Genomic DNA, 11,295 nt, shown 5'->3' on the forward strand with positions numbered 1-11,295 from the left:
GTTTTGCCCGCGTAAAAGATCTTGATTTTTGAGGATTAAATGAGGGTATTACTAAGCCCTGCAAAATAGCCGGCATAACAACACAATTGTTTTTGGCAGCTGGCATGATGAAGATTGATAGCATTAAAACGGCATAATATGCATAGCGGATATAAACTAAACCTCGAATGGATTCCTTCGGCCTATAATGAGGGTATAGTTACAAACGGCAAAGATGATAAGCCCGGCATCAAGGCCAATGCAGGGCAGGAGGTTACATCTGCCAAATTACGGCTAAAGGGGATTTATAAGCGGGGAGCAAAAAAGCCTGGTCATTATTAAGGTGTTGTGCCGCATCATTGAATAAAAATTATTGATACCTTTTTGCGAAGCAGGGCAGCTTATATTTGCAATACCGATGCCAGACCAACCTATACAGATCATCCGTAAAATTATCCATATTGATATGGATGCATTCTACGCGTCTGTTGAGCAGCGGGATTTTCCGGAGTACCGGGGCAAGCCGTTGGTAGTTGGTGGTTTGCCGCAGGGCAGGGGCGGGGTAGTAGCCACGGCCAGTTATGAGGCCCGTAAGTTTGGTGTCCGCTCGGCCATGTCATCAAAAAGGGCTTTGCAGCTATGTCCCGATGCCTTGTTTGTAAGGCCACGCTTTGCGGCTTATAAAGAGGTTTCGGAACGGATCAGGGAGATTTTTAGCAGGTATACGGACCTGATAGAGCCGCTCTCTTTAGATGAGGCTTATCTTGATGTTACCAACGATAAACTCAACATCGGCTCGGCCATTGATATTGCCAAGCAAATAAAACAGGCCATTAAAGACGAGTTAAACCTAACAGCCTCGGCAGGTGTATCTATCAATAAATTTGTAGCCAAAATAGCATCCGATATTAATAAACCCGATGGCCTGAAGTTTATAGGGCCATCAAATATTGAAGCTTTTATGGAGGCTTTAGGGGTCGAAAAGTTTTTTGGCGTAGGCAAGGTAACTGCCCAGAAAATGAAGCAAATGGGCCTGCACACCGGCGCCGACCTAAAGAGGCAGAGCGAGGAGGAAATGACCAAACACTTTGGCAAGCCCGGCAGGTTTTACTACCAGATAGTACGCGGTATTGATAACAGGGAAGTACAGCCCCACCGCGAAACCAAATCATTAGGTGCCGAGGATACCTTTGCCTATGACCTTACCACCCTGCCCGAAATGGAGGCCGAACTGGATAAGATAGCGCTTACTGTTCATAACCGTTTGCTAAAGTATGAGCTGAAAGGCCGAACGCTTACCCTCAAAGTAAAATACAGCGATTTTAGGCAGATCACCCGCAATCAATCATTTACTACCGCGTTTAACGATCTGGAAACTATTAGCCAAACGGCTAAACAGCTGATGGCTGCTACTAACCCGGATGATACCCGCATCAGGCTGTTAGGCATTTCGCTATCCAATTTTGGTGATATTGTACCCAGGCATAAAGAAGAAAAAGAAATCGGCCCCGGAGATCAACTGACTTTAAAGTTATAGGAATAGAAGGTATCTCGTCTATAGTCCTACCGGTTCCATTATCTTCAAAATAGCATCCACATACTCGCGGTCGTTTGCTAAACGCGGTACTTTATGTTGGCCGCCCAGTTTTCCTTTTTCCTTCATCCAATTAAAAAAGGTGCCCTGGGGTGCAACGCGAACTATCGGCCGGCGCAGGGCAAGGTCTTTAAAACGCTTGGCATCATAGTCGGAATTGATGCGGCGCAGGGTTTCATCCAGCAGGTCAACAAAGCGTTCAAACTCGGCGGGTTTCTTCTCAAATTCTATGATCCATTCATGGGCGCCACAGTCGTTACCGTTAAAGTATACCGGGGCAGCGGTGTATTCACGAATGATTGCGCCGGTTTGATGGCAGGCTTCTTCAAGCGCCTGCTCTGCATTGTCAATGATCACTTCTTCGCCAAAGGCGTTAATATAATGTTTGGTTCGGCCGGTAACCCGGATCCGGAAAGGTGCCAGCGATGAAAATTTGATGGTATCGCCAATCATATACCGCCAAAGACCCGCATTAGTGCTGATGATGAGGGCATAGTTTTTATCCAGCTCTACTTCATCAAGCGTAAGCGTTTCGGGATTTTCATGATGCAGGTTCTCTAAGGGTAAAAATTCGTAAAAAATACCATAGTCAAGCATCAGGAGCATATCTCCGGGCTCTTTGGTGTCCTGGATGCCGAAGAAGCCTTCGGATGCATTGTAATTTTCCAGGTAATACATCTCATCGCTGGGAATCAGTTTTTTAAACTGCTCGCGATAAGGGGTGAAATTAACGGCGCCGTGAAAATACATTTCCAGGTTGGGCCAAACTTCCAGCAGGTTTTTTTTGCCGGTGATCTCCAGTACGCGTTTAAACAATACCAGGTTCCAGGTAGGTACACCGCTGATGCTGGTTACATTCACATCTTTGGTGGCATAAGCCATCTTTTCAATTTTCTCCTCAAAATTTTCAAGTAACGCGATATCCATATCGGGCGTGCGGTGAAATTCGGCCCAAAGGGGCAGATTTTTCATGATCACCGCGGATAGATCGCCGAAAGAAGTATCGGCACTTAGCTGGCTCACCTGGTGACTACCACCTAAGGTGAGTATTTTACCCGTGAACATACGGGCATTGGGTTGATTATTAAAATAGATGGTAAGCAAATCCTTGCCGCCTTTAAAATGGCATTCTTCTAAGGCCTCCTCGCTTACAGGTATAAATTTGCTCCTATCGCTGGTAGTGCCCGATGATTTTGCAAACCAGCGGATCTCTGACGGCCACAGCACATTTTTTTCGCCCTTGAGCATCCGCTCGATGTAGGGTTTAAGCGTATCATAAGTTTGGATAGGTACCCGCTCTTTAAACTGGTTGAGGTTTTCAATACTTTTATACTGATACTTGCGGCCCCATTCGGTGCTTTCGGCCATAGATATGAGCTGCTCAAACCATTCCTCCTGTACTTCATTAGGGTATTTCATAAAAAGCTCTATCTGGTGGATACGCTTCTTCATAAACCATGTAAATACAGAGTTGAAAATTGTCATATAAGCTTATTGAGGGAATACTTTTCTTTTCAAAACAAAGTTTGCACCCAGGTATACCTTGCGCACCATTTCGTTTTCGGCCAATACTTCGGGCACGCCCGATTCCAGTATTTTGCCTTCAAAAAGCAGGTAAGCACGATCTGTAATGGATAGGGTTTCCTGAACATTGTGATCGGTAATCAGGATGCCGATGTTGCGGTGCCTCAGTTTTGCTACCATCGCCTGGATCTCTTCTACCGCGATAGGGTCAACCCCGGCAAAGGGTTCATCCAGTAAAATAAAATTAGGTTCGGCGGCAAGGGCGCGGGCAATTTCGGTACGGCGGCGTTCGCCTCCCGATAGCAGGTCGCCACGGTTTTTGCGTACTTTATGTAAGCTAAACTCGTCTATCAGCTCCTCCAGTTTATCGCGTTGCCTGTCTTTAGGCATAGTGCCCATTTCCAGTACCGCTTTAATGTTATCTTCTACAGAAAGCTTGCGGAAAACTGATGCTTCCTGCGCCAGGTAACCGATACCTTTTTGAGCCCGGCGATACATGGCATCGCCGGTAATATTTTTATCATCCAGAAAAATAGTACCCTCATTAGGCTTTATCAATCCTACGATCATATAAAATGAGGTGGTTTTCCCGGCTCCGTTCGGCCCAAGCAAACCAACTATCTCGCCCTGTGCTACCTCGAACGATACATCGTTAACAACGGTGCGCTGTTTGTATTTTTTTACTAAATTTTCTGCTCTTAGTATCATTATTTTATTTTTCCGACCGTCATTGCGAGGTACGAAGCGATTTCTAACCGTACAGGGCTGACCTGCAAATCGGGGATTGCTTCGTACCTACCTACGACGTTTTTTTTAATTTTTTGTCATCCTGAACGCAGTGAAGGATCTATTATTCGCCATGCTTCTTCGCCCTGTAAATCTGCGAATAGATCCTTCGTTCCTCAGGATGACAAACCTTTTTAACGTTATTTCCCCTTCAGCGTCCTCCGGATTTTACCACTCGTAATGACTGTTATGTATAGCTTACGCTCCTATCCTTATTCCTTTTATATTTAACTGTATAGTCCTTCTTTCCCGCCAAACGTTTTCTTCAATGCTGTAGCAAATATCAAACGGAACACCGCTTTTCAATTGTGGCAGATATTCGCCATGGTTAAAGGCAATGCAATCAAAAGCCGGTGAGCCTTCCTGCATTACAGCCATTTTTATATGCGCCGAACCTACCAAACCCGCGTTACCGCTAACATACACATTTTTACTAATGAAAATGGGCGCCATATTCTCGGGGCCGAAGGGGGCAAACTGGTTCAGTATTCTAAAAAATTTAGGTTCTATGTGGCTTAAACGTAATTCGGCGTCAATTTGTATCTGTTGAATTAATTGTTCTGGCAATATGGTGGCGCTTACTACTTCTTCAAACCGGTTTTTAAACGCTTCAACGTTCTCAGGATGCATGGTGAGGCCTGCCGCATACTTGTGGCCACCAAACTGGATCAGCAGATCTTTGCACTCGCAAAGGGCCTCATAAAGATCGTAGCCGAGCACAGAGCGTGCCGAACCCGCCACATGACCGTTTGATTGAGTGAGCACGATGGTTGGCCTGTAATATTTTTCGGTAAGGCGTGATGCCACAATGCCGATAACCCCTTTATGCCAGTCTTTATTAAAAACCACGGTTGATTTTTTGCCAATCAGGATCTCGTCATTATCAATCATTCCGAGGGCTTCATCCGTGATATTAAGATCGTGGCCCTTTCGTTCGGTATTGCGGGTGTTGATCATGAGGCCTTTTGCTTTGGCTACATTTTCATCGCAGGCTATCAGCAGCTCAACGGCATGTTTGGCATCATCAATACGGCCGGCCGCGTTAATGCGCGGCCCAATCAGGAACACCACATCAGATATGGTTAAATTACCCGGGGTTCTGCCAGCTATTTCTATTAATGTTTTTACGCCGATGCAGGGATTGGTATTTATTTTTTGCAGGCCGAAATGTGCCAATACCCGGTTTTCGCCGGTGATGTGTACAATATCGCAGGATATGCTGATACAGGCAAGATCAAGGTATATGCTTACTTCCTCAAAGGGAATATCATTTTTTTCGGCGTAGGCCTGTATCAATTTAAAGCCAATGCCACAGCCGGATAATTCTTTGTAGGGGTATTCGCAATCTGCACGTTTGGGATCAAGTACGGCTGCCGCGGCAGGCAGTTCGGCACTGGGTAAATGGTGATCGCAAATAATAAAATCAACACCCAAAGTATTGGCATAATCAATTTTATCCACCGATTTTATTCCGCAATCCAGCGCGATAATTAGGCTGAAGCCATTTTGGGCCGCATAATCAATTCCCTGGGTTGATATGCCATAACCCTCTTTATACCTATCAGGAATATAATACTCCAGGTTTGTATAGCGTTTGCTAAAAAAGCCGTAAACGGTGGCTACCGCGGTTGTGCCATCAACGTCATAATCGCCATATACTAATATCTTTTCGCCGGCAGCCATGGCAAGTTCTATGCGTTCAATAGCCTTCTCCATATCCTTCATCAGGAATGGATCATGCAGGTGCCGCTGATCGGGCCTGAAAAAGTACCGGGCTTCCTCAAAATCACTTATCCCCCTGTTAACCAGCAGGGTACTTAAAACGGTATCAATATTAAGTTCGGCGGCTAATTTGCTTACCAATCCTTCATCAGCATTTTCCCTTACCGCCCAACGTTTATTCATATCTTTGTAGCTTTTAAAACAGTAAATATAATTATTGACTTTTTAAACAGACAAAGTTACATTCAAAATCTGACACATTGCATCTATGGAAATTTTCGCGTTAGGAGAGGGTTCATACTCAGTTGATTCAACTAAAAAATTTATTCCCTTTAACCCCGAGACTGACAATTTCAGAGACCGACCGGGTTCATTGTTTATCCATGTAAACCCTTTCCTGATCAAAACCAGCCGCGATCTTATCGTGTTAGATACCGGTCTTGGCTTTAAAGATACCCGCGATGAACTGATCCTGCATCAAAATATCCGCAACGCGGGTTTTGACCCGGACGATGTAACTTTGGTGCTCATGTCGCACCTGCATTATGACCATTCTGGCGGCCTGGTGGTTGAGCGCAATGGCAAACTGGTGCCCAGCTTTCCGCAGGCCAGGCATATCATACAAAAAGGAGAATGGGAGTTTGGGATAACCGGCAAATCATCATCATACCATAAAGAGATATTTAAGGCCCTGCAGGATGCTAACATTACCCTTGTTGAGGGGAGTGGCGATTTGATACCCGGTATAAGATATGAACTATCCGGCGGGCACTGCCCTTTTCACCAGGTTTTCTGGATAGATATAGAAGGTACAAAAGTGCTTTTTGGTGGCGACGAACTACCGGAACCAGAGCAACTGATAAGAAAGTTTATAGCTAAATATGATATGGATGGGCGCAAGGCGATGCAACTGCGTGAAGAGTACGGGAAATTAGCATCAGAAGAGGGTTGGACCTGCCTGTTTTATCATTCCAAATCATTTGCAATTGGTAATGTAAGCAGTGATGATGGCGGCGAGCATTTTAAAGTTACGCCCGCTTAATCCTGTGGCTGCACATCAAAAAGTTCTTTAATTTTTTCTACGTTAAGCGGTTTGCTGATAAAGTCTTTTACTAGTGGGTACGAGCGCGCTTTATTAATGTCGTTACTAAATACAGATGATGATATGATAAAAATTTTGCTTTTGCCCAGCGGATCGAGGTTTAAGCGTTTGTATTCGTCCAAAAATTCCCATCCGTTCATGATGGGCATATTAATATCCAAAAGTATATAATCGGGCAATTTATTGGGGTCCTGGTTCTGGATCTCAGCTAATTGCTCAATAGCAAATTTACCGTTTAAGCAGGCCATGATCTCTGTATTTAATAAAGCCTTCTTTATTAGTTTAATGGAGATGAAATTATTGATCTCATCGTCATCAACCAATAATACGCTAACGGATTTTGTGTTAATTGTCATAATTCGCTTAAATCGATATTCTTTATACGGAACAATAAATTAAAAGGTTATACCCCTAAAAGTTGTAATTTCTGTAATTGTTTGCATACCAAGGCAGATAAAATTTTAATTAAAAATGTTTTATAGTTTTTTTAATTTTTTGAGCTTATGAATTGGGCTTTTCAGGTATAAAACACCGCATATTGAACTGTGCAATTCCTTCTTTTGGTATCTGAGACGGATGAAAATGACATTTTATTGATGGGGTTGACGCGTAAGCTCCAATTTAAAATTTGATTTTTAATAATTGAGAAAATCTACATCCATTTTTAAACACGTTTAAGCGAAATTCACTGGTGTCCGGATGGCTATTTGTACCTGTTTAAAAGTAATTCCAAAGCCATAAAACCCTATTGTAATATCCACAGGCAAACCTATGCTTATTTTTGTGTTCATATATAATATGGACACAAAGAAAATTCGCTTAAGTGTGCTTGATCAGTCGCCTATTAGAAAAGGCGCTACTGCCGAGCTCGCAGTAAAAGAAACTATACAACTGGCAAAGCTTGCTGATGAATTAGGGTATACCCGTTATTGGGTATCTGAACACCATAACACCGGTAGTTTGGCCGGCTCAACCCCCGAAGTATTGATAGCCCACCTGGCGGGGCAAACCCACCGAATGCGTATCGGCTCGGGCGGTATCATGATGCCTAACCACAGTACCTTAAAGGTGGCCGAAAATTTCAGGATGCTGGAAGCATTGTTTCCCGGTCGTATTGACCTGGGCATGGGCCGCGCACCCGGCACCGACCGTATCACGGCATCAGTACTAAATCCATCCAATCAGTTTAAGGAGCAGGATTTTGTAGAGCAGCTGGCCGATTTAAATAACTATTTTCATGATACTTATGAGCCGGGTACCATACAGGCTAAAATAAGGGCTATACCACAGGTAAAAACGGTGCCTGCTCAATGGTTGCTAAGTTCAAGCGGGCAAAGCGGTTTATTTGCCGCGCATTTTGGCATGGGCTTTTCCTTCGCCCATTTCATAAACCCTAATGGCGGGCCGCAAAACGTTAAATTGTACCGCGAGCGTTTCCAGCCATCTGATGACCTGGCACAGGCTGAGGTTAACGTAGCAATTTTTGTTTTTTGCTCTGAAGATGAGGAGAAGATTAAGCAACACCGGGCGGTTATGGATCATCGTTTCCTGCAGTTTGAAAAAGGCGGACCAATTATTCCCATAGCTTATGATGACATTAAAAACGAAGTTTATACTGCACAGGACCAGGAACGTATCCGTCATAACCGCTACCGGGTTATTACAGGTACACCATCCGAAATTAAATTAAAGCTGGGCTGGCTGGCAGATGATTACAATGTTGATGAAATTATGGCCGTTACGATCACCGAAAACTTTGAGGACAGACTGGAATCTTATCGATTACTTGCCCGGGAATTTAATTTATAATAACAATAAAAAAAATATTTCTTAGTAAGAAAGGCTGCTATTTAAGGGGAATATAGCCTTTCTTCATAAAAAATTCACGTCAAAAATTTCGCACAAAAACTTTTTATCGGTTTTAATCGTACCTTTGGAAAGATTATAAATAACAGTTCATTCTAATTATTCTAATTCAGTGGTAATAATAATATTCTTCATAGCGCACTGGTTCTTGTCGCTATTTTTTCAAACGTTCTTCTTACACAGGTACGCTTCACACAAAATGTTCACAACAAACAAGTTTTTTGAGGGAACATTTTATCTGCTAACATTCATTTGCCAGGGATCTTCTTTCTTAAATCCTCGTGCTTATGCTATAATGCACCGTGAGCATCATGCTTACAGCGATACCGAAAAGGATCCGCATTCACCACACTTTTTTAAGGATGTTTTTCAGTTGATGTGGCATACTGTATTAAGTTACCGCGATCACGTTAAAAGGTTAAAAGAACCCGAAGAACGTTTTAAAGGTAATTACCCTGAATGGCGCTTTTTGGATTACGTTGGATCGTCTATCGCATCACGCCTTACATTTGGCGCATTATATATCGCTTTTTATGTAGCATTTGCAACCCAATGGTGGATGTACCTGTTAATTCCTATCCATTTTATGATGGGCCCTATCCATGGTGCAATTGTTAACTGGTGTGGTCATAAATACGGTTACGCTAATTTTGATAATGGCGATAAATCAAAAAATACAACCCCGTTTGATTTCTTTATGCTTGGCGAATTGTTTCAGAACAATCACCACAAGCGCCCCAATAATGCAAATTTTGGAGCCAAATGGTTCGAAATCGATCCTGTTTACCCTGTAATGAAACTGATGCACTGGATGCATATCATCAGGTTAAGGAAAGCATATTTGTAAGGGATTAAGGATTTTTGGAGCAAGGAACAAGGATTTTTGATATAAGGATCAGAGATTTTTGGAGCAAGGAACAGAGATTTTCGGAGAAAAGACCTTGTATAAATTATAAATAGAAAAAGCAATCTAAACGGTTGCTTTTTCTATTTACTAACTTTTTTGTCCTTGCTCCAAAAAACTTTGGTTCAAAAGATCCTTGTTCCTTAATCCCCAAATCCTTAATCCAAAAAAAATCCTTGCTCTTTGCTCCAAAAATCCTTGCTCCAAAAATCCCTATATTTGCCGCTCATAAAATCAACAACATGAGTGTTTCTGTATTAGCTCAAAATTTACGCGGATCCGAGATCATCAAGATTGCGGGCGAGATAAATGAATTAAAACGTCAAGGACAAAATATCGCTAACTTAACCATTGGTGATTTCGACTCCAATATTTACCCTATACCTGCCGATTTAAAAGCAGGTATTGTAGATGCTTATAATCAAAACCAAACCAACTACCCGCCAGCTGATGGGATGTTAAATTTGCGCGAAAGTGTTTCGGTGTTTTTGAGCAGCAGAATGGGGCTTCATTATAAAGCAAACGAGATACTGATCTCTGGCGGTTCGCGGCCACTTATCTATTCCACATTTTTAGCATTGGTTGATCCAGGCGATAAAGTGGTTTTCCCTGCACCTTCATGGAACAATAATCACTATAGCGACCTTACCGGCGCCGAAGCGATCATTGTAGAAACTAAGCCCGAAAATAACTTTATGCCTACTGCGGATGAGATTCGTCCGCATTTAAAAGGCGCAACATTACTGGCGCTTTGCTCGCCCCTGAACCCAACAGGTACCATGTTCAATAAAAAGGACCTGGAAGAAATTTGCGACCTGGTTATTGCCGAAAACAAAACACGTGCCGCCGGCGAAAAGCCATTGTATTTGTTGTATGACCAAATCTATTCGCAATTAACATTCGGCGATTTTAAACACTACGATCCTGTTACCATGCGCCCGGAGCTTAAAGATTATACCGTATTTATTGATGGTGCATCCAAATGTTTTGCCTCAACAGGTGTACGTGTGGGCTGGGGCTTTGGTCCGGCAAACATCATTGATAATATGAAGGCCATTGTAGGCCACATGGGTGCATGGTCGCCAAAGGCCGAGCAGGTTGCCATGGCACATTTTATAATGGACAAACCGGCTGTTGATACTTACTTAGAAGATCTTAAAGGAAAGATCCGGGCCAGCCTGACCACTTTGCACGAAGGCTTCCAGGCACTTAAAGCCGAAGGTTTCCATGTAGATTCAATTACCCCGATGGGAGCAATCTATCTGACCCTTAAAATTGATTACACAGGTAAAACCACACCTGATGGAACGGTATTGAACAACTCTGCTGATATTAACTTTTATTTGATTAAAGAAGCTAAAGTGGCCTTAGTGCCGTTTTCTGCCTTCGGTACCGATGATTCCGTTAATTGGTTCCGTGCTTCGGTAGGTGCAAGTACGCTGGAAGAAATTCAGCAAATGATACCAAGGATTAAAGAAGCGTTAGGTAAGTTGAAGTAGACCAACATTAAATAGATATAATGCAAAAGGGACATTTCGAGAGACATGTCCCTTTTTAGATGAAAACTATGTCATTGCTGTAAGGGTTTAGTAATTCGGTAACAGAATCAGGTATTTTTATTTGTTGTTTAGGGTGACCATATCGATAGGTTTTTTACCATTGATGCCCTGATGTGGCCGTTCCCAGTTATAATAAACAAGATATTTGAGGAGTTCATCTTCCAGCTCTTCAAAGCTGTCGAAATCGGTATCTTCAATAAGGTCTTCTTTAAGGGTCCTCCAAAAGCGTTCCACCTTGCCGTTCGTTTGCGGCCGATAA

The 11,295-nt window shown here is 43.0% G+C and carries 11 protein-coding genes; 6 read left to right on the top strand and 5 right to left on the bottom strand.

Annotated features, from left to right (window positions below):
* Nucleotides 1-138 precede the first annotated feature (138 nt).
* Both AC1DYB_RS24955 and dinB read left to right on the top strand, forming a co-directional pair.
* A complete protein-coding gene (locus tag AC1DYB_RS24955) occupies nucleotides 139-321 on the top strand; it encodes a hypothetical protein (RefSeq protein ID WP_477438926.1) in 183 nt (60 codons plus the stop codon).
* Between the two features lie 76 nt (nucleotides 322-397).
* Nucleotides 398-1,516 (top strand): DNA polymerase IV, encoded by a 1,119-nt coding sequence (dinB, locus tag AC1DYB_RS24960; protein WP_477438929.1) that lies wholly within the window; start codon nucleotides 398-400, stop codon nucleotides 1,514-1,516.
* 18 nt (nucleotides 1,517-1,534) lie between these two features.
* On the opposite strand, the gene AC1DYB_RS24965 is transcribed toward dinB, so the two are convergent.
* The 3 genes from AC1DYB_RS24965 to recJ form a co-directional block, all read right to left on the bottom strand.
* The gene (locus tag AC1DYB_RS24965; RefSeq protein ID WP_477438931.1) at nucleotides 1,535-3,058 is read right to left on the bottom strand and encodes a GH3 auxin-responsive promoter family protein; all 1,524 of its coding nucleotides are present in this window, start codon (nucleotides 3,056-3,058) and stop codon (nucleotides 1,535-1,537) included.
* Nucleotides 3,059-3,064: 6 nt separating this feature from the next.
* Nucleotides 3,065-3,805: an LPS export ABC transporter ATP-binding protein gene (gene lptB / locus AC1DYB_RS24970; protein ID WP_366087120.1), complete on the bottom strand. Its 741-nt coding sequence runs from the start codon at nucleotides 3,803-3,805 to the stop codon at nucleotides 3,065-3,067.
* Nucleotides 3,806-4,081: 276 nt separating this feature from the next.
* Nucleotides 4,082-5,788, bottom strand: a complete 1,707-nt coding sequence (gene recJ, locus AC1DYB_RS24975; protein WP_477438933.1) for a single-stranded-DNA-specific exonuclease RecJ — start codon at nucleotides 5,786-5,788, stop codon at nucleotides 4,082-4,084.
* A gap of 85 nt (nucleotides 5,789-5,873) precedes the next feature.
* Here recJ and AC1DYB_RS24980 point away from each other — a divergent pair, with 85 nt between their 5' ends.
* Nucleotides 5,874-6,647 (top strand): MBL fold metallo-hydrolase, encoded by a 774-nt coding sequence (locus AC1DYB_RS24980; protein ID WP_295716065.1) that lies wholly within the window; start codon nucleotides 5,874-5,876, stop codon nucleotides 6,645-6,647.
* Here the strand turns inward: AC1DYB_RS24980 and AC1DYB_RS24985 are convergent.
* On the bottom strand, nucleotides 6,644-7,063 hold the full coding sequence (locus AC1DYB_RS24985; protein ID WP_477394228.1) for a response regulator: 420 nt from the start codon (nucleotides 7,061-7,063) through the stop codon (nucleotides 6,644-6,646). The genes AC1DYB_RS24980 and AC1DYB_RS24985 overlap by 4 nt on opposite strands.
* Nucleotides 7,064-7,505: 442 nt before the next feature.
* Here AC1DYB_RS24985 and AC1DYB_RS24990 point away from each other — a divergent pair, with 442 nt between their 5' ends.
* The 3 genes from AC1DYB_RS24990 (at nucleotide 7,506) to AC1DYB_RS25000 (ending at nucleotide 10,976) form a co-directional block, all read left to right on the top strand.
* Nucleotides 7,506-8,516, top strand: a complete 1,011-nt coding sequence (locus AC1DYB_RS24990) for an LLM class flavin-dependent oxidoreductase (RefSeq protein ID WP_477438936.1) — start codon at nucleotides 7,506-7,508, stop codon at nucleotides 8,514-8,516.
* A gap of 169 nt (nucleotides 8,517-8,685) precedes the next feature.
* On the top strand, nucleotides 8,686-9,420 hold the full coding sequence (locus AC1DYB_RS24995; RefSeq protein ID WP_295716071.1) for an acyl-CoA desaturase: 735 nt from the start codon (nucleotides 8,686-8,688) through the stop codon (nucleotides 9,418-9,420).
* A 299-nt stretch (nucleotides 9,421-9,719) separates the two neighbouring features.
* The gene (locus AC1DYB_RS25000; RefSeq protein WP_477438938.1) at nucleotides 9,720-10,976 is read left to right on the top strand and encodes a pyridoxal phosphate-dependent aminotransferase; all 1,257 of its coding nucleotides are present in this window, start codon (nucleotides 9,720-9,722) and stop codon (nucleotides 10,974-10,976) included.
* A 117-nt stretch (nucleotides 10,977-11,093) separates the two neighbouring features.
* On the opposite strand, the gene AC1DYB_RS25005 is transcribed toward AC1DYB_RS25000, so the two are convergent.
* Nucleotides 11,094-11,295, bottom strand: a 202-nt coding sequence (locus AC1DYB_RS25005; protein WP_477434864.1) for an integrase core domain-containing protein, incomplete at its 5' end; no start/stop codon positions are given.

The sequence above is a fragment of the Mucilaginibacter sp. P2_A4 genome (assembly GCF_056405015.1).

What these genes read in the sequence shown, in the direction of transcription:
- AC1DYB_RS24955 (WP_477438926.1), top strand. Translation starts at nt 139, where the DNA reads ATGCATAGCGGATATAAACTAAACCTCGAATGGATTCCTTCGGCCTAT.
- dinB (WP_477438929.1), top strand. Translation starts at nt 398, where the DNA reads ATGCCAGACCAACCTATACAGATCATCCGTAAAATTATCCATATTGAT.
- AC1DYB_RS24965 (WP_477438931.1), bottom strand. Translation starts at nt 3,058, where the DNA reads ATGACAATTTTCAACTCTGTATTTACATGGTTTATGAAGAAGCGTATC.
- lptB (WP_366087120.1), bottom strand. Translation starts at nt 3,805, where the DNA reads ATGATACTAAGAGCAGAAAATTTAGTAAAAAAATACAAACAGCGCACC.
- recJ (WP_477438933.1), bottom strand. Translation starts at nt 5,788, where the DNA reads ATGAATAAACGTTGGGCGGTAAGGGAAAATGCTGATGAAGGATTGGTA.
- AC1DYB_RS24980 (WP_295716065.1), top strand. Translation starts at nt 5,874, where the DNA reads ATGGAAATTTTCGCGTTAGGAGAGGGTTCATACTCAGTTGATTCAACT.
- AC1DYB_RS24985 (WP_477394228.1), bottom strand. Translation starts at nt 7,063, where the DNA reads ATGACAATTAACACAAAATCCGTTAGCGTATTATTGGTTGATGACGAT.
- AC1DYB_RS24990 (WP_477438936.1), top strand. Translation starts at nt 7,506, where the DNA reads ATGGACACAAAGAAAATTCGCTTAAGTGTGCTTGATCAGTCGCCTATT.
- AC1DYB_RS25000 (WP_477438938.1), top strand. Translation starts at nt 9,720, where the DNA reads ATGAGTGTTTCTGTATTAGCTCAAAATTTACGCGGATCCGAGATCATC.